Here is a 23,427-nt window from a genome sequence, read left to right as displayed (position 1 = left end):
TCGAGCCGGACGACGCACGGTGCGCGACGCCGCCCCCGCTTCCCTACATGTTGCCCGCCAGATGAAACCGCGACGCCGGATGCCACAGCCTCACGGACGTGGCGACCTGCTCGCCGACCCACGTGCGGCGTCGCAGCAGCAGACACGGTTCACCGATTTCCATCACGAGATGCCGCCGCACCTGCGCATTGGGCTTCTCCGCGTAGATCTGGAACTCCGCGCGCTGGATCGGCGCCAGTCGCACCATGTAGTGATTCGGCGTCTCGAGCGTGAAGTCCTGCTCCAGATACGCGGGAAACAAGGCCGGATTGACGTAGCGATCCTCGAACTGGATCGGTTCGTCCTCCTCGTAATGCACGATACGCGAATGAAACACGGGCCCGGCGCGCAGCCCGAGCGCCTCGATCGCGTCCGGATCGACGCTGCGCTCGATCAGCAGCACGCGCGCACTGTGCCGATGGCCGCGCTCGGCAATTTCGTCCGCGATGTTGCGGATTTCCAGCACCGTCGACTCGTAATGCCGGCGCTCGACGAACGTGCCGGCCCCCTGGATGCGCGTCAGCACGCGCTCGGCCGTCAGTTCGCGCAGCGCGCGCGACACCGTCATCCGCGCCACGCCGAATTCCTTGACCAGTTCGGCCTCGGTCGGGATCGCGCCGCCGGGCTTCCAGTCGCCCTTCGCGATCCGCTCCACGACGTAGCGCTTGATCTGCTGATAGGCCGGCAATGCCCGCGCCGGCACGGTGTCGGCCGATGCCGACGCCTGCCGTGCGGAAAGTCTGCGTTCCGTTTCGCTCATGCGCCCTCGCCCGAATGAATGTGGGGTGATCGGCCCGTCGTTGGCCGTCGTCACTGCAACGAAGGCGGCACACCCGCGACGATGCCGGCCGCGATCGCGATATCGTCCGCGAGCGGGCGGTCGTCGCGATACGCCGGCACGCGTTCGCGCACATGCCGCCACAGCGCGTCGGTCGATGCGGCCCGCGCCGTTTCGCCCGGCTGCAGATCGTACGCCTGCGCGGCCGCAAGCAGTTCGATCGCGAGCACGCGCGTCGTATTCTCGATGATGTCGAGCGCCTTCAGCGCGGCCGGCGTCGCATGACACAGGTGATCTTCCTGCAGCCCCGACGTGATGCCGCCGTCGAGGCTCGCCGGCGCGGCAAGCCGCTGGTTCTGCGCGACCAGCGCGACCGCCGTGTACTGCGCGATCATGAACCCCGAACAGCTGCCGCCCGGCGCGGCAAGAAACGCCGGCAGCCCGCTGACGAGCGGATTCACGAGCCGGTCGAGGCGCCGCTCGGCGATCGCCGCGACCTGCGCCATCGCCGCCGCGAGGCTGTCCATCGCGAGCGCGATGCCCGCGCCGACCGCATGCGCCTGCGAATGCACGGCCGGCGTCTCGCGCGTGCCGGCGACGATCGGATTGTCGGTGACGGACGCGAGTTCGCGATCGACCACCTCGGCTGTGACGTCGAACACGTCGCGCGCCGCGCCATGCACGTGCGGAATCGTGCGCAGGCTGAGCGGATCCTGCGTATGCCGGCCGCTCGCCGCGGCAAGCATGCCGCTGTCCGCCAGCAGTGCACGCAGGCGGGCGCCGACCTGGCCGATACCGAGCGAAATCCGCAGCGCGAGCGAAGCCGGATCGAAGGCGGCGAGTTGCCCGCCGAGGTTCTCGAAACTCGTCGCCGCGATCCAGTCGGCCCAGTCGAGCAACCGTTCGGCGCGAGCCAGCGCGAGCGCCGCCAGCCCCGTCACGCACGGCGTGCCGTTGACGAGGCTCAGCCCTTCCTTCGCGCCGAGCACGAGCGGTTCGCGGCCGATGCGCCGCAGCGCGTCGGCGCCGCGCAGGCGTTCGCCGCGATGGCGCGCATGGCCGTGCCCGACGCAGACGAGCGCGACGTGCGCCATGTGGGTCAGGTACCCGACCGAGCCGTGCGCCGGCACTTCGGGCAGGCAATCGTGCTCGAGCAGCGCGACGAGCTGGTCGACGACGTCGGCACGCACGCCCGAATGCCCGTGCGCATAGTTGTTGATCGCGGCCGCGATGATCGCGCGCGTTTCGGCCGCGCCGAGCGGCATGCCGACGCCCACCGCGTGACTCATCAGGATGTTGTGCGACAGCATGCTCTGCTGCGCCGGCGACACGATCACGTCGCACAGCGCGCCGACGCCGGTATTGACGCCGTACGCGCGAATCCCGCGCGCGACGATCTCGTCGACGAGTTCGCGGGCGGCCGCGACACGCGCGCGCGTCTCGTCGGCCAACGCCAGCGGCTCGCCGGCCGCCACGGCCGCCACCTGTCGCCAGTCGAGCGGCTGCGCCGCACGGAATACGGTCATGGCGGCCTCAGTTCGTCGTGCGGTCGTGGTGGCTCGACACGAATTGCCGGAAGCGCTCGGAGGTCTGACCGCCGAAGACTTCGTCGGGCGTCCCGTCCGCGTCGACCTCGCCCTGATGCAGGAACATCACGCGATTCGACACGTGGCGCGCAAAGCCCATTTCATGCGTGACGACCAGCATCGTGCGCCCCTCCTCCGCCAGCGAGCGCATCACGCGCAGCACCTCGCCCACCAGTTCCGGGTCGAGCGCCGACGTCGGTTCGTCGAACAGCATCACCTTCGGATGCATCGCCAGCGCGCGGGCAATCGCGACACGCTGCTGCTGGCCGCCGGACAGATGCGCGGGATAGTAGCCGCGCTTGTCCGCGAGGCCGACGCGCGCGAGCAGCGCCTCGGCCTCCTCCACCGCTTCCGCGCGACTGCGCTTCTGCACGCGCAGCGGTCCCTCGACGAGGTTGTCGAGCACCGTCATGTGCGACCACAGGTTGAAGTTCTGGAACACCATCCCGAGCTGCGAGCGGATCCGGTCGACCTGGCGCCGGTCGCTCGGATGCAGCTTGCCGTCGCGCGCACGCTTCATCGCCAGCTCCTCGCCCGCGAGCGCGACGGAGCCGTCGTCGGGTGTCTCGAGCAGGTTCAGGCAACGCAGGAACGTGCTCTTGCCCGACCCGCTCGCGCCGAGGATCGAGATGACGTCACCCTCGTGCGCGTCGAGCGAAATGCCCTTCAGCACATGGTGATCGCCGAACGACTTGTGGATGTTTCTGACCGACAGCGCGACGGGGGCGGCGGTGTTCATCGGATTCTCCTGGAAAGAATGGGCGCGCTCAGGACGCGACGCGCCGGGCATTGCGGGTCGCCGCGGCTGGCGCACCGGACGGCTTCGGCGCACGCAGGTGCCCCGAGAGCCGCCATTCGAGCGCGCCGAGCAGGCGCACGACGATGAAGTTCAGGCCCAGATAGATCACGGCCGCGCAGACGAACACTTCAGTCGTCCGGTAGGTCTGCTGAATGATCTGCTGCGCGACGCCCGTCACTTCCCACACGGTGACGAGGCTCGCCAGCGCGGTCGACTTGACGAGCAGCACGGCTTCGGTCGAATACGCGGGCAGACACTGGCGCAGCGCGATCGGGCCGATCACGCGCCGCAGCAGCGCGAAACCCGACAGGCCGATCGAATAGCCGGCCTCGATCTGCCCGACCGGTACGGCCATCAACCCGCCGCGCAGGATTTCGGCCGTGTAGCCTGCCGTGCACAGCGCGAGCGACAGCACCGCGCAAACGTACGGCTCGCGCAGCAGCGGCCACATGAAGCTCTCGCGAATCACGCCGAACTGGCCGAGCCCGTAATACACGAGGAACATCTGGATCAGCAGCGGCGAGCCGCGAAACACGAGGATATAGGCCCGCGCGAAGCGGTTCGGCAGCCAGCGCGGCGACACGCGCATCGTGACGATCACGAGCGACAGCAGGCCGCCGAGCACGAGCGATGCGAAGAACAGGCCGAGCGTGGTCGGCACGGCCGCCAGCAACTGGCGCAGCGTGTCGACGAGAAATGCGAAATCGATGGACATGCCCGTTCTCCGTCAGTTGCGCGCGAAATTGCGGCGGAACGACCGGCCGACGATCGCCTCGGCCCGGTTGAACACGCGGTTCGACAAGCCCGTCATCAGCAGATACAGCGCACCGCCCGCGACGAAGAACACGAAGTACTGGTGAGTCGAATTGGCGGCGATCTGGCTCGTGCGGAGCAACTCGGCAAGCCCGGTGACCGAGATCAGTGCGGAATCCTTCAGGCTCAGTTGCCACACGTTGCCGATACCGGGCAACGCGAAGCGCAGCACCTGCGGAACCAGGATGCGCCGCAGCACCATGCCGCGCGGCATGCCGATCGAACGCGCCGCTTCGAGCTCGCCCTTCGACACCGCGAGCACTGCCGCGCGATAGACCTCGGCCTGATAGGCGCCCGAGATCATCCCGACCGCGAGCGCGCCGATCACGAACGGCGGCACGCCGATGAAGCCCTCTGCGCCGAACCACTGGCCGACGGCCGTCACGAGCGTCGAGCCGCCGAAGTAGAACAGATAGATGACGAGCAGTTCGGGCACGCCGCGAAATACCGTCGTATACAGATCGCCGAGCAGGCGGGCGGTGCGGTAGCGCGACAGCTTCGCCGCCGCGATCGCCGCGCCGATCACGGCGCCAACCGCCAGCGCGGCGAGCGTCAGCGCGACCGTCATCAGTGCGGCGAGCAGCAGCACACCGCCCCAGCCTTCGGTGCCGAAGCCGAGCATTTCAAGAATCGCCATGCGTGCCTCCCGGCATGTGTTGAGTGGATCCGCTGGATGCGTGCCGCCGCGCGCCGTTCGACGAACTTACGCGACGGCGGCCGAACACGCGCTTACGGCGTGACGTCGGTCTTGAACCACTTGTCGGCGAGCTTCTTCACGGTGCCGTCCGCGAGCGCCGCGCCGATCGCCGTATCGAACTTCGTCTTCAGGTCGGCATCCTGCTTGCGGAACGCGAGCCCTTCGCCCGGCCCCCAGATCGGCCCGCCGAGCTTCGGCCCCGCGAGCACGATCGCTGCGTTGTCCTTCTTCGCGTTGTTCGCCGCGTAGTACGTGACGTCGTCGAACGAGGCGTCGATGCGCCCGGCGACCAGATCGAGATCGCGTTCGGGCGACGTCTTGTACACGCGAATCGACGCAATGTCCTTGAAGCTGTCGTTGATGAATTTCGTGTAGACGGTGCCCGACTGGATACCGATCGTCTTGCCCTTCAACTGCTTGCGCAGCGTGTCGACGGTAGGCTTGTCCGTGTTGGCGTCGCCCGTCAGCTTGACGATCGGCGCGCCGGGCGCGGCCTTCGGCAGGATCTTCGTATCGGTGACGGCGAACGTCGCCGGCGTCGCCGCGTACGGACGCGAGAACAGCAGGATCTTTTCGCGCTCCGGCGTGATGGAAATCGCGTCCATCAGGACATCGAACTTGCCGGCCTGCAGGCCCGGAATCATCCCGTCCCAGTCCTGCGCGACCATGTTGCACTGCACCTTGATCCGCTCGCACACGTTGGCGAGCAGTTCCGGTTCGAAACCGCCCAGCTTGCCGCCCGGCAGCGTGAGGTTCCACGGTGCGTAGCCGCCTTCGAGCGCGACCGTCACCGTCTTCCATTCCTTCGCCTGCACCGGTGCCGCGAGCGTGGCCGCCGCAGCCGCGATGACGCCGATCGTCCTGATTGCCCACTTGATGCGCTTGCCGTTCACGAGATTCTCCTTGCGTTGAAGTTCGCCATCCCTTCGGTGCAGCGAGCCGCCTCAGGAATTTGTCTATACAAGCATGCAAGAAGAAAAACAGCGAGACAAGCAGTGATCAATAAAAACGCGGGAAACGCGGGAAATCCCCTAATTTCAGGGTTCTGGCGTGCATCGTCGCGGGGAATTCCGGCACATGTTTGGTGCAATTCGAGCGAGCGAATCTCAAGGATGACTAGACAAATCCTGAATTCGATCGCGAGTGCGCTCAGACGTGAAACACGTCTGAGGATTGGGACTCGCAGCTGTCTGCCCCGTTGCCGGATGCGTTGGCGACGCGCCGGGAAAGCACGGCCGTACGCTCCACGACGGTTTGGGGGTTGATATGTCGGCTGGGTACCGCGAGCCGCGAAGGACGCCGATCCTACCGCGCCTGAGGCGCGTCGCGCAGCACGGTCCGCAACGCCGTATCGAACGGCGTCGCGTAATCGATTCCGAGCGCGCGCACGCGCGCCGCATCGAGATGGCAGTCGTACGGGCGCGGCGTTGCGTCGGTCGGCTGCGTGATCGGCGCGAGCGACGCGTCGATGCCAAGCGCGGCCGCGATTCGCCGCGCGATGTCGTACTTCGTCATCGGCTCCTCGCTCGACCAATGGCGGATGCCCGTGACGGATTTCCCCGCGAGATGGCGCAGCGTCAGGTCGCGGATGACCTGCGCGACGTCGGGCGTCCAGGTCGGATAACGGATCGCCCATGCGTCCATGCCGACCGCGTCCGCGCCCGGTCGCGCGGACGCGACGACGGCCGGCACGAGGCTCGTGACGGCCGATTCGCTCCAGTCGGCGATCGGGCCGAAGAGCAACGGCAGACGCAGCACGCACGACAGCGGCGAGGCGGCGAGGAGCGCGGCCTCGCCTTCCAGTTTGGTGCGACCGTAGATGTTCAGCGGGTTCGGGGTGGCGTCCTCGCCGTACGGGGCGGCGTTGCCGTCGAACACGTAGTCGGTCGAGATGCCGAGCGTCCATGCGCCGAATCGCGCGGCGAGCGCGCCGATGCGGGCCGGCGCCGCGACGTTGATGGCGCGGGCCGCGGCCGGGTCGCGTTCGCAGACGTCGGGGCGGCGTTCGGCGGCGCAAATGACGACGGCAGCGGGCCGGCACGTTTCGAACAGGCGCTCGAGAGCCGGCTCGTCGAGGACGTCGAGTTCGGCGATGTTTTCCGGCGGCAATGCGAGCAGTTTTGCGCCGGCGCCTTGCGGGTGCCGGATGGTTGCGAGCAGCGTCAGCGACGGTTCGCGGAACAAGGACGCGGCAACCGCGCGGCCGAGCAGGCCGGACGCGCCGATGACGAGGACGGTGGGACGGTCGATCGGTGAAATCTGGTTTGGCATGGGTGGCGCTCGATCACGGAAACGAATGGATTATCGGGCCTATTGGACAGTATGAACGGCTCGCATCCGGTCGGAACATGATCGCCCGCTTCTTCGCCCCGCTTCTTCGCCTCTTTCTTCATCCATTTCCCGCCCGCCAACGGCTTCGTGCAATGCGTGATCCGCGATGCGGATTCCGGCCGCGAGCGCATGCGCTGCCCGCGGTGCCTGGGCACGACTCCGGTTCCGTCGTCGGCACGCGCGCCGCCCCAGCGTCGCCCGCAAAAACGAAGCCCGGCACGCTTGCACGTACCGGGCTCGTGATACCGAACGGAAACTTCGTCGTGCCTTACTTCCGGTCGACCGAATACCGGCCCGGCCCGCTCAACGCGAGCAACAGCAACCCGCCGATGATGCTCACGTTCTTGTAGAAGTTGATCATCGCCATGTACTGCTCCATCCCCTGCAGCGCCCAGTAGCGATGGCCGATCAGCGCGGTCGCGAGCGTATAGGCGGCGAATGCCAGCGCGAGCGGACGCGTATAGAAGCCGATCGCGATCAGCACGCCGCCCACCAGTTCGACCGCCACCGCGATCGCGGCCGCGAGTTCGGGCGCCGGATTCCCCGTCGACGCCATGTACGCGACCGTGCCCGGAAAGCCGTTCAGCTTCTGCCAGCCGAACAGCACGAACAGGATCATCATCAGCACGCGAGCCGCCAGCAGCAGCTCGTCCTTCTTCGACTCCAGTGAAACGTAACGCATGGCAATCACCCTTGAATTGACGGTTTGATGCATCCGCTGCCGCTGCGCGTCGAATCGGCGCGCGATGCCGGCAACGGACCACTCTTCGCGCAGTCGCGCGGCAAGCCAGGTGGCCCGCCGCCGAAGAATCCATCCGGTGACGCCGCGACTGACGGCGCGCGCCGGATCGGTTCTGGCGAAGCACGGGTGCAGTCTACTGTCCCACGAAAATTCATCAATCCGCCGAAACACGATTTGCTGTCTCGAAATAGTGGACAATCGCGGGAGAGCGGCCCATCCGGTGACGGCCGGCCAGTGCGGATGGCGGACGATTCGCTCCAGACCAGCCTCGCCAACTGATACCGGCAAGGAAGAACACCTCTCGCCGAGCGATACATTCGCTTGCTGCTTGGCCTGTTCAATCCGGAGAACGGGATGATCGACGTGCGGACGACCGCACTGGCCGACGATCTGAAGCGTGTCGCGCAGCAGCAGTCGAATCTGTCCGACTATGCCGCGCAACTGACCCGGCAGTTCGTGACGTCGTGAATGACTGCGAATGGCAGCCGCATCGCGAAGCGGCAGGCATTGCCGCCAGCAACGGGAAGGAAATCGCGATGATGGCGCCGCGACAGCGACGCCTCGCGCAAGACGGGTCGTTCGGGCACGCAGCGGATGTGCCGCATGCACGGCACGGCATGCGATGCGATCACGCGCCGCGCTGCTGGCGGCGCGCGTCCTCCGTTATGACGCCGCGATCCGCCGGCGGAAATGTTCGGTACCGGCCACGATCTTGTCGAGTACCGCGTCGAGCGCCCAGAAGCGTTCGCGCACGTCGTAGTCGATCGCACGGCATTTGATCGACCCGAACGTGCCGATCCGCTGGTGATAGAGCTTCGCGAGCGCCGGATAGCCCAGCGCCTCCGATACCGCCGAGACGACCAGGAACGTCGAGAGTTCGTCGGCCAGCGCCGGATTCGATTCGCCTTGCGTGCGCAGCCACTGGTAGAGATCGGGATGGAAGTTCGTGAACACGCCGTTGAAACCGGCCGACCCGGCCTTCATCGCGTCCCACGCGATCGCGGCGTTCGCGTTCAGGATTTTCAGCGGCGACCCCGCGGCCAGCGCGACGCGCCGCTTCACCGTCGCGAGATCGCAGCTCACGTCCTTGAGCATCACGAATCGGCCCGTATCGATGCACGCGCACAACTCGTCATCCGACAGAAGCCGCCGATACGGCGCCGGACATTCGTACAGGCCGAGCGGAAGATCCGACGGCAGCCGCGCGAGCAGCCGGCGCAGATGGTCGAGCAACGCGGCGCTGCCCTTGCGTTGCGGATCGAGCCGGTTGGTCACGAGCACGACGCCCTGCGCGCCCGATTCGGCCGCCGCGCACAGTTCGGCGACCTGCGCGTCGAGGTCGTCGCTGATGTGGCCCGACGCGACGACCGGCACGCGCCCGGCCACGCGATCGACCACGAAACGCGCGAGCGCCGCGCGTTCGGCCAGGCTCAGGAACTGCATCTCGCTCGATTGCGCGACCGCGAACAACGCATCCGAGCCGTGCGCCAGATACCATTCGATGAGCCGCTCGAGCCCGGCGTAGTCGATCGCGCCGGCGTCGTCGAACGGCGTCAGCATCACCGGCACGATCCCCTCGATCGTCACGTTCGATTGCTGCGGGTAGTGCATCTGTTTCTCCTTGCTTCAATGAATGCGGATGCAGGCTGCAAGCTCAAGCCGGCAACGGTCCGGGCGCGGCGTTCGCGGCCTGTTCGGGAATCGGCTTGCGCACCAGCAGCAGGTACGCCATCGCGCCGGCGAACGCGATCGCCGCCGCGGTAAGCAGCGCGGGCACGAACGACCACTTCTGCGCGATGACGCCGGTCAGGATCGGGGCCAGCGCGCCGCCGATGAAGCCGCCGAAATTCTGGATCGCGCCGAGCGACGCGATGCGGCTCGGCGGCGCGGCTGCCGTCGCGAGCGCCCACGAGCACGCCGACGCCGCGTTGGCGAGAAAGATCACCACCGAAATGCATGCGAGCGCAACCGTATTGCTCTGCACGAGCGCGGCCGGAATCGTGAACGCGACCATCCCGAGCATCGCGGCCACCACCGCGTTGCGCCGGCTCACGACCGGCGACCGGCTGCGGCGCGTGACGAGATCCGACAGCCAGCCGGCGACCAGCGAACCGACGAACCCGCACAGGAACGGCACCGACGCGGCAAACCCCGTGCGGATCAGGCTCATGTGCCGCTCCATCGTCAGGTAGCCCGGCAGCCAGGTCAGGTAGACCCAGTTCAGGTATACGGAGCCGAAGAAGCCGATCAACATCCCCCACGTCGTGCCGTGCGAGAACAGGCTGCGCCATTCGACGAAGGTCAGTTTCGGCGCGGCGACCGCGCTCTGCGCATCGGCATCGAGATAACCGCGTTCGGCGGCGGACAGTTGCGCGCGCACCGGATCGCGATACAGCGCGAACCACACGACGGCGACGACGAGACCGAGCGCGCCGGTCACGATGAACGCCCAGCGCCAGTGAAACGATGCAACGAGCACCGACAGCAGCAACGGCGCAAGCGCGGTACCGAGCGGCGACGCGGCATTGAAAATGCCCGTCGGCGTGCCGCGCGCACGCAGCGGAAACCAGTTGCTCACCACGCGCGCGGCCGACGGGAATTGCGGCGCCTCGCCGATGCCGAGCACGATGCGCGCGACGATGAACCAGCCGAAGGTGGATACGATGCCGCCCGCCGCCTGCGCGAACGACCAGACGATCAGCCCGATGCCGAGCAGCCGGCGCGGGCCGATGCGGTCGACCAGCCCGCCGACCGGGAACTGGCACAGCGCATAGCTCCACGAGAATGCCGACAGCAGCAGCCCCATCTGCGCGAGCGACAGGCCGAGATCGCCGCGGATCGCGGAACTCGCGACGGCCAGCGTGCCGCGATCGAGATAGTTGACGATCCCGCTCGCCATCAACAGCGCGAGCGCGATGCGTTGACCGCGCCGAATCCGTGGCGGCGCGTGCGGAACAGCTTGATTGTCGTTCATGTCGATTGTCTCCATGTCACTGTCAGCGGCCGGGTTCGGCCATTCCGTCGGATGCGGAATTCAGGTCTCCATACGGTCGACTTCGTCGCGCGTCGGAATCGATGTCTGCGCGCCGCGGCGCGTGACGCTGATCGCGGCCGCACGCTGGCCGAAGCCGATCGCGTCGTCGATCGACGCGCCGCCGGCCCGCGCGACCGCGAACCCGCCGACGAACGTGTCGCCGGCCGCCGTCGTATCGACGGCCGCCACCGCGAGCGCACGATGGCGGCCGCTCCCTGCGCTGCCGCGCCAGCAGACACCGCGCGCGCCGAGCGTGACCAACACGTTGCCGACGCCCTTCGCGCGCAGCGCATCGGCGGCGCGCGCGGCCGACGCGTCGTCGCCGACCGCGATGCCGGTCAGCGACTCGGCCTCGGTTTCGTTGACGACGAGATAGTCGACCCGCGCGAGCAACGCATCGAAAAGCGGTTGCGCGGGCGCGGGATTGAGCAACACCGGCGTGTGATGCGCGCTGGCACAGGCAATCGCGCGCGCCACGGTGGCGACCGGCACTTCGAGCTGGCACACGAGCAGCGCGGCCCCGGCGATCGCGTCGCACGCCGCGTCGATCCGGTCGGCATCGACGCACGCATTCGCACCGGGCACGACGACGATGCTGTTCGCGCCGCCGTCGTCGACGGTGATCGTCGCCACGCCGGTCGCCGTGCCGGCGATCCGGTGCAAGTGCGTCACGTCGATGCGCTCCGCCGCCAGCGCGGCATGCAGGCGCGCACCGAACGCGTCGTCGCCGACGCAGCCGATCATCGCGACCGACGCGCCCAAGCGCGCGGCCGCGACCGCCTGGTTCGCGCCCTTGCCGCCGTGAACGGTCTCGAACGTCGTGCCGAGCAGCGTCTCGCCCGGCACCGGCAGGCGCGGCGCGCGCGTGACGAGATCGATGTTGACGCTGCCGACGACGGCGATACGTGGTGTCCGTCGGCCGCTCATTGCTGAATGTAATCGCTTACATTTGCGGTCGACAAAATGACCGGGATGGTCATCGTCTCGGAAAATTTCGCCATACGGATCGAACAAGTGTCTGACATAATAGGGAAGCAGCAGTACGAAAGCGCTTACATTCTCGCAGGGTTGGTCGGGAATGCAAGCGGGAGCATCACGAATCGAGGGTAAACAATGACGCTTTTGACGGCACACGGCAGCGGCACGGCCGCCCTCCCCGGAGACGGCCGATGAGCACTCCCCGCGCACGCCGCGGCAGCGGCCGCTCGGTGCTCGGCGACGTCGCGAAACTGGCCGGCGTGTCGACCGCGACCGTCTCGCGCGTGTACAACGATCCCGGCAAGGTATCGGCCGACGTGCAGCAACGCGTGCGCGACGCGGCGCTCGCACTGAACTGGATCCCGAATGCGGCCGGCCGCGCACTGGCGTCCACGCGCACCCACATCACGGGCGCGATCATTCCGACCCTCGACGATCAGGTGTTCGCATCACAGGTCGCCGGCATGCAGACGGTGATGGCCGAGCACGGCATCACGCTGTTCCTCGGCTGCTCGAACTACGACCCCGCGCAGGCACTCGCGCAGGTGCGCGCGATGCTGTCGCGCGGCGTGGAAGCCGTGTCGCTGGTCGGCGAAGCGTATCCAGCGGAACTGTTCGAACTCCTTGCGATGCATCGCGTGCCGTACGTCGTCACGTATGCGTACCGCGACGACAGCCCGCACTGTTGCGTCGGCTTCGACAACCGTGCGGCGTTCGCACGGCTCACCACGCACCTGCTCGACCTCGGCCATCGCGATTTCGCGATCATCATGCAGCCGTCGACGGACAACGACCGCGTGCAGGCCCGGCTGCGCGGCATTCACGACACGCTGGCCGCGCACGGGCTCGCGGTGCGCCCCGTGCATCAGCACGAAGGCGCGGCCACGATCGCGTTCGGGCGGGCGAGCCTGCGTGCCATTGCCGGCAGCGATGCGGCGACGCGGCCGACGGCCGTGATCTGCGGCAACGACGCGCTCGCGCTCGGCGCGTTGCTCGAGGCGCAGGCGCTCGGCATCGACGTGCCCGGGCAGTTGTCGATCACCGGATTCGACGACGTCGCGCTCGCGCGCGAGATCCAGCCCCCGCTGACGACGATGTGGGTGGATACCGACGCGATCGGGCGCCAGGCCGCGCGTGCATTGCTCGACGCGCTCGAGAACGGCGCGACGGGGCCAGGCCATGCGGTCCAGCCCGAACTGCGCATACGAGAATCCGCGGCGGCGCCGGCGCGTGCCGCGCGCCGAAGCAAGAAATAGCGGGCAGCGCCGGCTTACTGGATCACGTCGATCGGCAGCGTCTTGTCGAGATTGTCGTGCCACGCGGTGATCGTCTTCGGCACGGTTTTCTTCCACGCCGGCACGTTCGAGTAGTAATGCATCCGGACGTTTTTCTTCGCGTCGAACACCAGCAGCCCGATCCACAGATCGGTGCCGCGGCGCATCACGATCGCCGCGTTCGTCGTCGCGATGCCGCCCGGCAACGTCAGCCGTCGAACGGCACCAGTTCGTAACTCGTGCTCCGGCCGCCGGACGCCGAGCGACGCAGCATGTGCTGCTCGACGAGCTCCGTGATATCGCGCAGCGCCGTGTCTTGCGAGCATTTCGCGAGGGCGGCCCACTTGGTGGTCGTCAGCTTGCCTTCGAAGCCGTCGAGCAGGCGATTCATGACCTTGACCTGGCGTTCGTTCATCGCGACGCCCGCGCATCGCTGCCAGAAGCGCGCCTTGATCAGCACCGCATCGAGCGTCGTGTGCGCATGATCGATGGCCCGGCCCAGCGTGTTCAGAAACCACGCGAGCCACTCCGTGACGTCGAGCGAGCCGCGCTGCGTGCGCTCCAGCACGTCGTAATACGCGTTGCGCTCGCGCTGGATCTGCGCGGACAGGCTGTAGAAACGCTGCGGGCTTCGATCGGCGCGCGCCAGAACCAGATCCCCGAGCGCGCGCGCGATACGACCGTTGCCGTCGTCGAACGGGTGGAGCGTGACGAACCACAGGTGGGCCAGGCCGGCCCGGATCAGCAACGGCTCGGCCGGCGGCGCATTGAGCCACGCGAGAAAGCGCCCGGTCTCGTGCGGCAGGCGTGCGGCCGGCGGCGCCTCGAAATGCACGCGCTGCCGACCGATCGGCCCGGAGACCACCTGCATCGGCCCGCTCGCATCCGAGCGCCAGCCGCCGACCGTGATCCGCGACAGCCCGGAATAGCCGGTCGGAAACAGCGCGGCATGCCACCCGAACAGCCGCGCTTCGGTGACCGGTGCGGCCGAATGAGTCGTCGCATCCAGCACCATGTCGACGACGCCTTCGACGTGGCGATCGACCGGCGCGAGCGCGCCGATGTCGACGCCGAGCCGGCGCGCAATCGACGATCGCACCGATGCGACATTCAGGTTCTCGCCCTCGATCGCGCTGGTCTTGACGACGTCCTCCGTCAGCGCGGCCAGGCTCGCCTCGTCGCGCAACGTCAGGCCGACATCCGCCAGTCGGCCGATCAGCATGCCTTGCGCACGGCTGACGTCGGCGAGCGGCGCGGCGAGGGCCGGAAGGTCGAAGCGCCATGCCGGCCAGTCGGCCGATTCCCAGATAAAGGTGTAATCTCCGCTCATCATGCGGAGATTATCCACGCATTCGCCGCACGACTCAACAATCTCCGCAAATCATGCGGAGATCAATCGCCCCATTCACCGCAAGGCGGCCGGCTACCGTACCCGGCCCGCCCCGCTCGCCCCCGTCGGCGCCGGCTCCCCGAGCCGTTCCGCAAGAAACCCGATGAACGTGCGCAGCGTGACGAACCCTTCCCGATGCTGCGGATACACCGCATTGAGGGTGATCGGCGACGGCGCATACGCGTCGAGCACCGGCACCAGCGCACCACTGTCGAGCGCCCCGCCGACGATGAAATCCGGCAGCAGCGCGATGCCGAGCCCGGCGATCGCCGCGTCGCGCACCACTTCGCCGTTGTTCGCGACGAGCGGACCCTGCACGTCGAATGTGCGCGCCGCGCCGTCGACGCGGAATTCCCAGCCGACCCGCCGCTCGCGCCCGTACAGCACGCATGTGTGGCCCGCCAGATCGGCCGGCGTCTGCGGTGTGCCCTGCCGCTTCAGGTAGGCGGGGCTCGCGCACGCGATCATCCGCCACGCGCCGAGCGGACGCGCGATCAGCGTCGAATCCTCGAGCGAGCCGATCCGCAGCACGAGGTCGAAGCCCTCGCCGATCAGGTCGACGCGCCGGTCGGTCAGGTCGATGTTCAGCCGCACGGCCGGGTGCGCGGCCAGGAATTCGGCGATCAGCGGCGACACGTGCGTGATCCCGAACGACAGCGGCGCGCTGATCTTCAGCGAACCGTGCAGCTCGGTGCTGCGTACCGACATCGCCTGCTCGGCGTCGGCGATCTCCGCGAGGATGCGCTGCGCGCGCGCGTAGAACTCCTGCCCCGATTCGGTCACCGCGAGATTGCGGGTATTGCGATGCAGCAGCCGCACGCCGAGCGACGCCTCCAGCGCCATCGTGCGCCGGCTGACGAACTGCTTGGACAGCATCAACTGATCGGCCGCCGCCGTGAAGCTGCCTGCGTCCACCGTCGCGACGAAGATCCTCAGGTCGTTGAGTTCCATATTGTCCACTCCATAGCGACAGTCATTATCTCTACAGCGATTTATTTGTCAAATCGATTGACCTAAGATTCATCTCAACGAACGGCCGGGCCCACTTCCGAGGTCCGGCGACTTCAAGGACAGAAATCATGATCGACATCCGTGCAGCAAACCAACGTGGCCGTGCGGAGCATGGCTGGCTCAGCTCCCGTCATACGTTTTCGTTCGCGAATTACTACGATCCGAAGCAAGTCGGCTTCTCCGACCTGCTCGTGATCAACGACGACCGCGTCGCCCCGGGCCGCGGCTTCGGCACGCACCCGCACCGCGACATGGAAATCCTGTCGTACGTGCTCGACGGCGCGCTCGAACACAAGGACTCGATGGGCACCGGCTCGGTGATCGTGCCGGGCGACGTGCAGCTGATGAGCGCGGGCACCGGCGTGCGCCACAGCGAGTTCAACCACTCGCAGGACACACCGGTCCACTTCCTGCAGATCTGGGTCGGGCCGGCCGAAAAGGGCGCCGAGCCGCGCTATCAGCAGACGAATGTCGCGGCCGACGACAAGCGCGGCCAGCTCGCCCTCGTCGTGTCGCCGAACGGCGACGCCGGTTCGCTGAAGATCCGGCAGGACACGCGGATTTACGCGGGCCTGTTCGACGGCGACGAAAGCGCGACGCTGGAACTTGATCCGAACCGCTTTGCTTACGTGCACGTGGCGCGCGGCAGCGTGACGGTCAACGGCGTGACGCTCGGCGAAGGCGACGGCGCGCGCATCCGCGGCGAACACGCGCTGACGATCGCCGACGGCAAGGACGCCGAAGTGCTCGTGTTCGACCTGCGTCCGGTCGAAGTGACGGCCGAATGGGCGTGACGCCCGTTCGGGAAACCGGGCCCCGCCGAAACGCGGGGCCCTTTTAATCGGAGATTCGCAACATGGCCAAGGTTCTCGTTCTTTACTACTCGTCCTACGGGCACGTCGAAACGATGGCGCAGCACGTCGTGGAGGGCGCGAAATCGGTGCCCGGCGTCGAGGTCACGCTCAAGCGCGTGCCGGAAACGATCCCCGCCGACCAGGCCCGCGCGATCGGCGTGAAGGTCGATCAGGCCGCGCCGGTCGCCACGGTGGACGAACTCGCCGACTACGACGCGATCATCTTCGGCACGCCGACCCGCTTCGGCAACATGGCCGGGCAGATGCGCACGTTCCTCGACCAGACCGGCGGCCTGTGGATGAAAGGCGCGCTCGTCGGCAAGATCGGCAGCGTGTTCGCGTCGACCGGCACGCAGCACGGCGGCCAGGAAACGACGATCACGTCGTTCCACACGACGCTGCTGCATCACGGGATGGTGATCGTGGGCGTGCCGTATGCGTGCAGCGGGCTCGTCAACATGAACGAAATCACCGGCGGCACACCGTACGGCGCGACGACGCTCGCCGGCGCGGACGGCAGCCGCCAGCCGAGCGCGAACGAACTCGACATCGCGCGCTACCAGGGCAAGCACGTGGCGGAACTCGCGAGCAAGCTCGCGTCGTAACGCGGCGGCGTCGCGCCTCCCGAGTCGCGCCCACGAACGAACGGCGCCGGTTCGACCGGCGCCGTTCGTGCTGTGCGACGCTGTCGACCGTTACTGGCCCGAAGCCGGCGCGGCCGGCGCCGCCTTCGTCGCGGGCGCCTTCTGCACCGCGTTCTGCGGATAGTTGCTCTGGTCGCCGGTCAACCGGTAGCCGCTGCCGGTGCCGATCGCCTTCAGGTCCGACGCGTGCCGCGCGCGGGCCGCCTTGCGCGCCGCCTTCTTCTGCGCCTTGTCGAGCTGCTTCTGCGTCGGCGCGGGCGCAGCGTCCTGCGCGTATGCCGCCGGCGCGGCGGTCAACAACAGACCGAACGACGCCGCTGCTGCTACTGCCACCGAAACCACGCGAGACTGCTTCATGACCGATCTCCTTGTCGATTGTTGAGTGTGGGTCGGACACCGGCGCGCACGCGACGGCCTGCGACAACGGCACCGATGCAACGTTAGCCGATCGCTGCGCAAATGTCCGTGTGCGTTCCTGAATTCTTCTGATAACGCCAACGATACATGCGTACCGAATGCGCCGCGCGTTCGGCCTGTCGTGCGCGCCATCGGGGAAACCGATAGCCCGTGGCCCGCCGGCGCTCAGATCCAGCGCGACAGCACCGGCAACAGGATCGGCACGACGAATGCCGTCAGCACGCCGTTCAGCCCCATCCCGAGGCCGGCGAACGCACCGGCTTCCTCGCTGACCTGGAACGCGCGCGCGGTGCCGATCCCGTGCGACGCGACGCCGAGCGCGAAACCGCGCACGGCCGGCTCGTCGACCCGCAGCAGATTGAGGATGCCGCGCGCGCACACCGCGCCGAAGATCCCGGTCGAGATCACGAGCACGGCGGTGAGCGACGGAATGCCGCCGATCTCGGCGGCGACGGCCATCGCGATCGGCGTCGTCGCCGATTTCGGCGCGAGCGACGCGATCGTCTGGTGCGACGCCCCGAACAGCGCGGCGATGCCGACCGCCGACACGATCGCGGTCAGCGAGCCCGCGAGCAGGCCGACGAGCAGCGGCAGCGCGGCGCGCCGCAGCTTCGACCACTGGCGGTACAGCGGCAGCGCGAGCGCGACGGTCGCGGGGCCGAGCAGGAAATGGACGAACTGCGCGCCTTCGAAATACGTGGAATACGGCGTATGCGTGAGCGTCAGCAGCACGACGATCATCGCGACCGCGATCAGCACCGGATTCGCGAGCGGATTGAAACGCGCCCGCGCATAGACGGCCTGCGCGAACAGATACGCGACCAGCGTGATGGTCAGGCCGAGCAGCGGGCTCGCGGCGAGATAAACCCAGATCGCGCCGAGTTTCGGGAAGGCCGTCATTGCGCGCCCTCCGCGGTGCCGCCCGCGCGGCGCTGGCGCCGCAGCAGCGCGCGCGTGACGAGGGCCGTCACCGCGATCGCGAGCGTGGTGCTGACGGCCAGCGCGACGACGACCGAGACCGCGTCGCCGCGCACGCGGTCGGCCGACACCATGATGCCGACGCCGGCCGGCACGAACAGCAGCGAGAGATGGCGCAGCAGCTCGAGCGCGGTCGGCTCGATCGCGTCGGCCGCCTGCGGGCGCAGCATCACGAAGCCGAACAGCAGCAGCATGCCGATCACGGGGCCCGGCACCGGCAGGCCGAACAGATAGGACACGCCTTCCCCGAGACACTGGAAGATCAGCAAGACCGCGAACGCCTGCAACATGAACCGCTTCTCCCGAACGTGGCCGCGCTAGCGTACGGCTGCACGGCCGATGGGCCGGCGGCTTGCGACGCCGGCATGAACGATACGCGCGATCGTACCAACAATGCCGGCGGCGCGGGCGCGGTCGTGCGATGGCGCGCTCGCCATGCAGCCGTTTCGCACGACGCGCTGCCGGTATGGGCGACACCCCCCATGCAAAAAACGGCGGGCACCTGCCCGCCGTCCTGTCGCTCAGCTTCGAACGCCTGCCGATCGCGTTACTTCAACCGCGTCGCGATTTCGTTGGCCATCGCCTTCGTCGCGGCTTTCGTCGGCGCATCGTCGGCCAGCGCGTTCAGCAAACCGAAGTCGTGAATCGTGCCGTCGTAGCGCGTGGTCGTCGCGTCCACGCCGGCCGCGTCGAGCTTGCGGCCGTACGCCTCGCCTTCGTCACGCAACACGTCGAACTGCGCGACCTGGATCAGCGCGGGCGGCAGCCCCTTCAACTGCGCGACGCTCGCGCGCAGCGGCGACGCATAGATCTCGTTGCGTTGCGCTTCGTTCTTCGTATAGGCGTCCCAGAACCACTTCATCATCGGCCGCGTCAGGAAGTGGCCCTGCTGGTACGCGTTGTACGAGCCCGTGTTGAAGTTGTGGTCCGTGACCGGCCACATCAGCCCCTGGAAGCGGATCGCGGGGCCGCCCTTGTCCTTCGCCATCAGCGCGACGACGGCCGACATGTTCCCGCCGACGCTGTTGCCGACCACCGCGAGGCGGCTGCCGTCGACGCCGATCTCCGCGCCGTGCGCGGCCACCCATTTCGTCGCCGCATACGCCTGGTTGATCGCGACCGGGTAACGCGCTTCCGGCGACGGCGTGTAGTTCACGAACACCGCGACGGCGCCCGACTGCACGACGAGATCGCGCACGAGGCGCTCGTGCGTCGGGAAATCGCCGAGCACCCAGCCGCCGCCGTGGATGAACACGAATACCGGCGGCGTGCCCGTCACGCCTTGCGGGCGCACGATCGTGACGGGCACCGACAGGCCGTCCTGTTCGATCGTACGATTGGACACGTCGATGCCGGACAGATCGACCTTCACGCCGTTCTGCGCGTCGACCAGCACCTGGCGCGCCTTCGCGGGGCTCAGCGTTTCGAGCCCCGGGCCCTTCTGGCCGTTCAGCGCGGCGAGGAACGCGCTCGTCTTCGCATCAGGACCGACGGCATCGGCGCCCGCGGCGAACGCGGCAGGTGCGGTGGACAGTGCGGCTGCCACGGCGGCAGCGATCAACAGCGGCTTGACGATCTTCATGGTGCAACTCCTTGGTCGAATCTTCGAATGGCGATGGATGGTTGGCACTGCGATTGATCAGACGAGCGTGAGCGTGACGTCGATGTTGCCGCGCGTCGCGTTCGAGTACGGGCAGACGACGTGCGCGCGGTCGATCAGCGTTTGCGCGACATCACGATCGAGGCCCGGCAGCGAGATCTTCAGTTCGACTTCGATGCCGAAGCCGTTCGGGATCGCGCCGATGCCGACGCTGCCTTCGATCGACGCGTCCGCGGGGATCGCAATCTTGTCGCGCGCCGCGACGAACTTCATCGCGCCGATGAAACACGCGCTGTAGCCGGCGGCGAACAGTTGCTCGGGGTTCGCGCCCGCACCGCCCGCGCCGCCGAGTTCGCGCGGCGTGGTCAGCTTCAGGTCGAGACCGCTTTCGGGCACCGTCGCACGGCCGTCGCGGCCGCCGGTGGCTTTTGCATGGGCGCGGTACAGCACTTTTTCGATCGACATGACAGACTCCTTTTCCATAAATGAATGAAACAGCCTTCGAACCGGGGGTCCGCGTGCCGGCGGCTTCTCCGCCGGCATCGCGCTTATTTATCTATTCATAGATAGATAAACATCCCCAAAAAATGCAGGCGGAAGATCCACCTGCGCCAATCATCTATCTACTACATGATAGATAACGTGATCCAATAAAAGGCGGCGAACCGCCCGACTGCTTGCGCCGTCCGTCAGGACCGCGTTTTCCAGACGGCCTCGACATCCTCGAGACGCGCCCGCGTGTGAAACAGCCGGCTGGCCAGCACGCTGCCCTGGAACGCCGCGTACAGCGTGCGCGCCGCGGTTTCTGGCTCGCCGCTGAACTGCAGCGTGCCTTCCTTCGCGCCTTGGGCCAACAATGCCGTGAGCCAGCGCTCGTTGGCCGTGAAGAACGCCTGCACGGCCTGCCGCACGTTCTCCGGCAACGTTTCGATGTCGGACGCGAGCATCCCGCACAGGCAGATCAGGTTGCCGTCGCCGAGCGTGCGACCGAACATCTTCGTGTACAAGCTCAGCTTCACGTCGGCCGGCAATGCCGGATCGATCGCCCGCACGGCCGCGAGGACTTCGTCGCTGTAGGCCGCCACCGCTTCCAGCACGAGATCGTCCTTCGACGGGAAGTAGTAGTGGATGCTCGACGTCTTCACGCCCACCAGGTCGGACAGGTCTCGATAGCTGAAGCCGTTGTAACCGCGCTGCATCATCAGTGTGATCGCGTGGTCGAGAATCTGTTCGCGGACGGTCGGTTTTGTTTCCATGGGTCGAACTTTATCTACTCATAGATAGATAGTCAAGCATTTTTTTAAGGGCGTGATGGCCCCTCCTTCGAGCCCGACGCGCAAGTCCGGCGCCGTTCGCCTGGCCGGCGCGGCTTACAACCGGCCTGCAGCACGGTCGAATCGATGCGACACTTGAAACCGGGCCACGCGATCGCAACGTCCATCCCCGGGACGGACGTGCCGGCGCACGATGACCGCATCCCATCCGGCCCCGCCATCATCGGCCCACCCGCTGCGTCGGGCCGCACAAGGAGAACAAGTCGATGTATTCGTGGTTCGAACGGCGCCTGCCGACTTTCCCGCTCGAAGATCCCGTCACGCCGCCGAAGGGATTCTTCTCGTTCGTCTGGGCGTGCACGAAAGGCGCGCGCGGCTGGATCCTGCTGATCGCGCTGACGTCGGCCGCATTGGCCGCGTACGAAGCCGCGCTGTTCGCGATGATGGGGCACGTCGTCGACTGGCTGTCGTCGTCGACACCGGCCGACTTCGGCGGCCACCACTTCGGCACGCTCGCCGGTTTCGCGGCGATCCTCGCCGGCAGCGCGCTGCTGATCGCGCTGCATACGATGGTCAAGCACCAGGTGCTCGCGATCAACTTCCCGATGCGGCTGCGCTGGCTGTTTCACCGGCTGATGCTCGACCAGAGCCTGTCGTTCTACGCGAACGAATTCGCAGGCCGCGTGACGACCAAGATCATGCAGACCGCGCTCGCGGTACGCGACGCGCTGTTCATGTCGGTCGACGTCGTGATCGGCGTCACCGCGTACCTGATCGGCATCCTCGTGCTCGCCGCGAGCTTCGACTGGCGGCTGATGATTCCGCTCGCGCTGTGGGCGCTCGGCTACGGCGCGGCGTGCGCGTATTTCGTGCCGCGCCTCGGTGCGGTCGGCAGCCGGCAGGCCGACGCGCGCGCGCTGATGACGGGCCGCATCACCGACGCGTATTCGAACATCACGACCGTGAAGCTGTTCTCGCATACGCGGCGCGAAGCCGACCATGCGCGGCGCGCGATGGAAGCGTTCAAGGCGACCGGCGATGCGCAGATGCGGCTCGTCAGCGCATTCGAGATCGTCAACCACCTGCTGTCGACGCTGCTGCTGATCGGCTCGGCCGGGCTCGCGCTGTACCTGTGGCTGCACGGCGAGGCGAGCGCGGGCGTCGTCGCGGCCGTGATCGCGATGGCGCTGCGCCTGTCGAGCTATTCGCACTGGATCATGTGGGAAATGACCGAACTGTTCGAGAACGTCGGCACGATCCAGGACGGCATCAACACGCTAACGAAGGTGCGCAGCGTGGTCGACGCGCCCGATGCGAAGCCGCTTACGGTACAGCGCGGCGAGATCGTGTTCGACAACGTGCAGTTCGCGCACGAGGACAACGATCGCCCGGTATTCGACGGGCTGAACCTGACGATTCGGCCTGGCGAGCGGATCGGCCTGATCGGCCGCTCGGGCGCCGGCAAGTCGACGCTCGTGAACCTGCTGCTGCGCTTTTACGACGTGAACGGCGGCACGATCCGGATCGACGGGCAGGACATCGCGCATGTGACGCAGGACAGCCTGCGCGGCGCGATCGGGATGGTCACGCAGGATACGTCGCTGCTGCACCGGACGATGCGCGAGAACCTGCTATACGGCCGGCCCGACGCGACCGAGCAGGAGATGCACGACGCGGCCGTGCGGGCCGAAGCGTCCGAGTTCATCGAGCGGCTGCGCGATCGGCACGGACGCAGCGGCTACGACGTCGAAGTCGGCGAGCGCGGCGTGAAGCTGTCGGGCGGCCAGCGGCAGCGCGTCGCGATCGCGCGCGTGATGCTCAAGGACGCGCCGATCCTCGTACTCGACGAAGCGACCAGCGCACTCGACTCCGAGGTCGAAGTCGCGATCCAGCGCAGCCTCGACAGCCTGATGAGCGGCAAGACGGTGATCGCGATCGCGCACCGGCTGTCGACGATCGCCGCGATGGACCGGCTGATCGTGCTCGACGAAGGGCGCATCGTCGAGGAAGGCACGCACCGGCAATTGCTGCAGGCGGGCGGCATCTATGCGGCGCTGTGGGCGCACCAGAGCGGCGGGTTTCTCGGGGAGACAGCGGACGCGGAAAGCGTCGCGCAGTAGGTCGGCCGCCCTGGCGACATGGCGGCGCTTCGATCATCGCTCGTCGGACGAACCGAGGGCACAATGCG

General features: G+C 67.4%; 25 protein-coding genes and 1 pseudogene. 6 read left to right on the top strand and 20 right to left on the bottom strand.

Translation table 11 applies throughout. The features are described 5' to 3' along the window. Positions 1-43: 43 nt before the first annotated feature. The 8 genes from hutC to C5F75_RS28250 all read right to left on the bottom strand — a co-directional run bounded on the left by hutC (position 44) and on the right by C5F75_RS28250 (position 7,725). A complete protein-coding gene (gene hutC / locus C5F75_RS28285; protein ID WP_089465967.1) occupies positions 44-799 on the bottom strand; it encodes a histidine utilization repressor in 756 nt (251 codons plus the stop codon). Between the two features lie 50 nt (positions 800-849). After that, complete coding sequence (locus tag C5F75_RS28280) at positions 850-2,343, bottom strand: HAL/PAL/TAL family ammonia-lyase (protein ID WP_104013076.1); 1,494 nt, start codon at positions 2,341-2,343, stop codon at positions 850-852. Between the two features lie 7 nt (positions 2,344-2,350). Then, positions 2,351-3,142, bottom strand: a complete 792-nt coding sequence (locus tag C5F75_RS28275) for an ABC transporter ATP-binding protein (RefSeq protein ID WP_059579354.1) — start codon at positions 3,140-3,142, stop codon at positions 2,351-2,353. 28 nt (positions 3,143-3,170) lie between these two features. Beyond that, entirely contained in the window at positions 3,171-3,917 is a 747-nt protein-coding gene (locus tag C5F75_RS28270) for an ABC transporter permease (protein ID WP_059579357.1), read from the bottom strand. A 12-nt stretch (positions 3,918-3,929) separates the two neighbouring features. Beyond that, entirely contained in the window at positions 3,930-4,652 is a 723-nt protein-coding gene (locus tag C5F75_RS28265) for an ABC transporter permease (RefSeq protein ID WP_060309987.1), read from the bottom strand. Between the two features lie 92 nt (positions 4,653-4,744). After that, positions 4,745-5,605: a transporter substrate-binding domain-containing protein gene (locus C5F75_RS28260; RefSeq protein ID WP_060309988.1), complete on the bottom strand. Its 861-nt coding sequence runs from the start codon at positions 5,603-5,605 to the stop codon at positions 4,745-4,747. A gap of 412 nt (positions 5,606-6,017) precedes the next feature. Further along, positions 6,018-6,983 carry a dTDP-4-dehydrorhamnose reductase family protein gene (locus C5F75_RS28255; RefSeq protein ID WP_104013075.1) on the bottom strand — a complete coding sequence of 322 codons (966 nt, stop codon included), beginning with the start codon at positions 6,981-6,983 and terminating at the stop codon, positions 6,018-6,020. Between the two features lie 328 nt (positions 6,984-7,311). Next, positions 7,312-7,725: a DoxX family protein gene (locus C5F75_RS28250; protein WP_060009202.1), complete on the bottom strand. Its 414-nt coding sequence runs from the start codon at positions 7,723-7,725 to the stop codon at positions 7,312-7,314. 24 nt (positions 7,726-7,749) lie between these two features. Here C5F75_RS28250 and C5F75_RS36500 point away from each other — a divergent pair, with 24 nt between their 5' ends. Continuing rightward, positions 7,750-8,064 (top strand): hypothetical protein, encoded by a 315-nt coding sequence (locus tag C5F75_RS36500; RefSeq protein ID WP_124658550.1) that lies wholly within the window; start codon positions 7,750-7,752, stop codon positions 8,062-8,064. A gap of 42 nt (positions 8,065-8,106) precedes the next feature. Further along, positions 8,107-8,253 carry a hypothetical protein gene (locus tag C5F75_RS36935; RefSeq protein WP_180278281.1) on the top strand — a complete coding sequence of 49 codons (147 nt, stop codon included), beginning with the start codon at positions 8,107-8,109 and terminating at the stop codon, positions 8,251-8,253. A gap of 195 nt (positions 8,254-8,448) precedes the next feature. Here C5F75_RS36935 and C5F75_RS28245 read toward each other — a convergent pair whose 3' ends face one another. Genes C5F75_RS28245 through rbsK form a run of 3 tightly spaced genes read right to left on the bottom strand, consistent with a single transcriptional unit; the run spans position 8,449 to position 11,746 of the window. Continuing rightward, complete coding sequence (locus tag C5F75_RS28245; protein ID WP_104013074.1) at positions 8,449-9,396, bottom strand: dihydrodipicolinate synthase family protein; 948 nt, start codon at positions 9,394-9,396, stop codon at positions 8,449-8,451. A 43-nt stretch (positions 9,397-9,439) separates the two neighbouring features. Further along, positions 9,440-10,759, bottom strand: a complete 1,320-nt coding sequence (locus C5F75_RS28240; protein ID WP_099318271.1) for an MFS transporter — start codon at positions 10,757-10,759, stop codon at positions 9,440-9,442. Between the two features lie 60 nt (positions 10,760-10,819). Continuing rightward, positions 10,820-11,746: a ribokinase gene (gene rbsK, locus C5F75_RS28235; protein WP_104013073.1), complete on the bottom strand. Its 927-nt coding sequence runs from the start codon at positions 11,744-11,746 to the stop codon at positions 10,820-10,822. 242 nt (positions 11,747-11,988) lie between these two features. On the opposite strand from rbsK, the gene C5F75_RS28230 reads away from it, so the two are divergent. Continuing rightward, complete coding sequence (locus C5F75_RS28230; RefSeq protein WP_104013072.1) at positions 11,989-13,053, top strand: LacI family DNA-binding transcriptional regulator; 1,065 nt, start codon at positions 11,989-11,991, stop codon at positions 13,051-13,053. Positions 13,054-13,067: 14 nt separating this feature from the next. Here the strand turns inward: C5F75_RS28230 and C5F75_RS28225 are convergent. The 3 genes and pseudogenes from C5F75_RS28225 to C5F75_RS28215 all read right to left on the bottom strand — a co-directional run. Next, positions 13,068-13,268, bottom strand: a pseudogene (locus C5F75_RS28225) (lysozyme inhibitor LprI family protein); the annotation flags it as partial. An 11-nt stretch (positions 13,269-13,279) separates the two neighbouring features. Further along, positions 13,280-14,404: a Fic family protein gene (locus C5F75_RS28220; protein ID WP_104013071.1), complete on the bottom strand. Its 1,125-nt coding sequence runs from the start codon at positions 14,402-14,404 to the stop codon at positions 13,280-13,282. Positions 14,405-14,494: 90 nt separating this feature from the next. Continuing rightward, positions 14,495-15,412, bottom strand: coding sequence for a LysR family transcriptional regulator (locus C5F75_RS28215; protein WP_104013070.1), 918 nt, complete (start codon positions 15,410-15,412; stop codon positions 14,495-14,497). 128 nt (positions 15,413-15,540) lie between these two features. Between C5F75_RS28215 and C5F75_RS28210 the strand changes: the two genes are divergently transcribed. Together C5F75_RS28210 and wrbA are read left to right on the top strand one after the other, a co-directional pair. After that, a complete protein-coding gene (locus C5F75_RS28210) occupies positions 15,541-16,266 on the top strand; it encodes a pirin family protein (protein ID WP_104013069.1) in 726 nt (241 codons plus the stop codon). Between the two features lie 62 nt (positions 16,267-16,328). Then, on the top strand, positions 16,329-16,931 hold the full coding sequence (wrbA, locus tag C5F75_RS28205; RefSeq protein ID WP_059579387.1) for an NAD(P)H:quinone oxidoreductase: 603 nt from the start codon (positions 16,329-16,331) through the stop codon (positions 16,929-16,931). Positions 16,932-17,021: 90 nt separating this feature from the next. Here wrbA and C5F75_RS28200 read toward each other — a convergent pair whose 3' ends face one another. The 6 genes from C5F75_RS28200 to C5F75_RS28175 all read right to left on the bottom strand — a co-directional run bounded on the left by C5F75_RS28200 (position 17,022) and on the right by C5F75_RS28175 (position 21,221). After that, complete coding sequence (locus tag C5F75_RS28200) at positions 17,022-17,327, bottom strand: hypothetical protein (RefSeq protein ID WP_104013068.1); 306 nt, start codon at positions 17,325-17,327, stop codon at positions 17,022-17,024. Positions 17,328-17,552: 225 nt separating this feature from the next. Then, positions 17,553-18,287, bottom strand: coding sequence for an LrgB family protein (locus C5F75_RS28195; protein WP_059638954.1), 735 nt, complete (start codon positions 18,285-18,287; stop codon positions 17,553-17,555). Beyond that, positions 18,284-18,655: a CidA/LrgA family protein gene (locus tag C5F75_RS28190; RefSeq protein ID WP_059579395.1), complete on the bottom strand. Its 372-nt coding sequence runs from the start codon at positions 18,653-18,655 to the stop codon at positions 18,284-18,286. The genes C5F75_RS28195 and C5F75_RS28190 overlap by 4 nt, the downstream gene beginning before the upstream one ends. A gap of 257 nt (positions 18,656-18,912) precedes the next feature. Further along, the gene (locus tag C5F75_RS28185) at positions 18,913-19,947 is read right to left on the bottom strand and encodes an alpha/beta hydrolase (RefSeq protein WP_060967233.1); all 1,035 of its coding nucleotides are present in this window, start codon (positions 19,945-19,947) and stop codon (positions 18,913-18,915) included. Between the two features lie 57 nt (positions 19,948-20,004). Then, positions 20,005-20,430: an organic hydroperoxide resistance protein gene (locus tag C5F75_RS28180; protein WP_059579400.1), complete on the bottom strand. Its 426-nt coding sequence runs from the start codon at positions 20,428-20,430 to the stop codon at positions 20,005-20,007. 224 nt (positions 20,431-20,654) lie between these two features. Next, the gene (locus tag C5F75_RS28175; RefSeq protein WP_104013067.1) at positions 20,655-21,221 is read right to left on the bottom strand and encodes a TetR/AcrR family transcriptional regulator; all 567 of its coding nucleotides are present in this window, start codon (positions 21,219-21,221) and stop codon (positions 20,655-20,657) included. Positions 21,222-21,505: 284 nt separating this feature from the next. Between C5F75_RS28175 and C5F75_RS28170 the strand changes: the two genes are divergently transcribed. Beyond that, positions 21,506-23,359: an ABC transporter ATP-binding protein gene (locus C5F75_RS28170; protein ID WP_104013066.1), complete on the top strand. Its 1,854-nt coding sequence runs from the start codon at positions 21,506-21,508 to the stop codon at positions 23,357-23,359. Positions 23,360-23,427: the final 68 nt, after the last annotated feature.

Source organism: Burkholderia anthinoferrum (assembly GCF_002925705.1).
Classification (GTDB): Bacteria; Pseudomonadota; Gammaproteobacteria; order Burkholderiales; family Burkholderiaceae; genus Burkholderia; species Burkholderia semiarida.
The sequence above is the reverse complement of the archived record's forward strand: the minus strand, read 5'-3'. Positions and strand labels throughout refer to the sequence as shown.

Coding starts and splice junctions, on each gene's coding strand:
- C5F75_RS28275 (WP_059579354.1), bottom strand. CDS start 3,142: ATGAACACCGCCGCCCCCGTCGCGCTGTCGGTCAGAAACATCCACAAG.
- C5F75_RS28180 (WP_059579400.1), bottom strand. CDS start 20,430: ATGTCGATCGAAAAAGTGCTGTACCGCGCCCATGCAAAAGCCACCGGC.
- C5F75_RS28215 (WP_104013070.1), bottom strand. CDS start 15,412: ATGGAACTCAACGACCTGAGGATCTTCGTCGCGACGGTGGACGCAGGC.
- C5F75_RS28200 (WP_104013068.1), bottom strand. CDS start 17,327: ATGAAGCAGTCTCGCGTGGTTTCGGTGGCAGTAGCAGCAGCGGCGTCG.
- C5F75_RS28220 (WP_104013071.1), bottom strand. CDS start 14,404: ATGATGAGCGGAGATTACACCTTTATCTGGGAATCGGCCGACTGGCCG.
- C5F75_RS28210 (WP_104013069.1), top strand. CDS start 15,541: ATGATCGACATCCGTGCAGCAAACCAACGTGGCCGTGCGGAGCATGGC.
- C5F75_RS28255 (WP_104013075.1), bottom strand. CDS start 6,983: ATGCCAAACCAGATTTCACCGATCGACCGTCCCACCGTCCTCGTCATC.
- C5F75_RS28280 (WP_104013076.1), bottom strand. CDS start 2,343: ATGACCGTATTCCGTGCGGCGCAGCCGCTCGACTGGCGACAGGTGGCG.
- C5F75_RS28170 (WP_104013066.1), top strand. CDS start 21,506: ATGTATTCGTGGTTCGAACGGCGCCTGCCGACTTTCCCGCTCGAAGAT.
- C5F75_RS28250 (WP_060009202.1), bottom strand. CDS start 7,725: ATGCGTTACGTTTCACTGGAGTCGAAGAAGGACGAGCTGCTGCTGGCG.
- C5F75_RS28195 (WP_059638954.1), bottom strand. CDS start 18,287: ATGACGGCCTTCCCGAAACTCGGCGCGATCTGGGTTTATCTCGCCGCG.
- C5F75_RS28270 (WP_059579357.1), bottom strand. CDS start 3,917: ATGTCCATCGATTTCGCATTTCTCGTCGACACGCTGCGCCAGTTGCTG.
- C5F75_RS28245 (WP_104013074.1), bottom strand. CDS start 9,396: ATGCACTACCCGCAGCAATCGAACGTGACGATCGAGGGGATCGTGCCG.
- wrbA (WP_059579387.1), top strand. CDS start 16,329: ATGGCCAAGGTTCTCGTTCTTTACTACTCGTCCTACGGGCACGTCGAA.
- C5F75_RS28265 (WP_060309987.1), bottom strand. CDS start 4,652: ATGGCGATTCTTGAAATGCTCGGCTTCGGCACCGAAGGCTGGGGCGGT.
- C5F75_RS28175 (WP_104013067.1), bottom strand. CDS start 21,221: ATGGAAACAAAACCGACCGTCCGCGAACAGATTCTCGACCACGCGATC.
- C5F75_RS28230 (WP_104013072.1), top strand. CDS start 11,989: ATGAGCACTCCCCGCGCACGCCGCGGCAGCGGCCGCTCGGTGCTCGGC.
- hutC (WP_089465967.1), bottom strand. CDS start 799: ATGAGCGAAACGGAACGCAGACTTTCCGCACGGCAGGCGTCGGCATCG.
- C5F75_RS28190 (WP_059579395.1), bottom strand. CDS start 18,655: ATGTTGCAGGCGTTCGCGGTCTTGCTGATCTTCCAGTGTCTCGGGGAA.
- C5F75_RS28240 (WP_099318271.1), bottom strand. CDS start 10,759: ATGAACGACAATCAAGCTGTTCCGCACGCGCCGCCACGGATTCGGCGC.
- rbsK (WP_104013073.1), bottom strand. CDS start 11,746: ATGAGCGGCCGACGGACACCACGTATCGCCGTCGTCGGCAGCGTCAAC.
- C5F75_RS28185 (WP_060967233.1), bottom strand. CDS start 19,947: ATGAAGATCGTCAAGCCGCTGTTGATCGCTGCCGCCGTGGCAGCCGCA.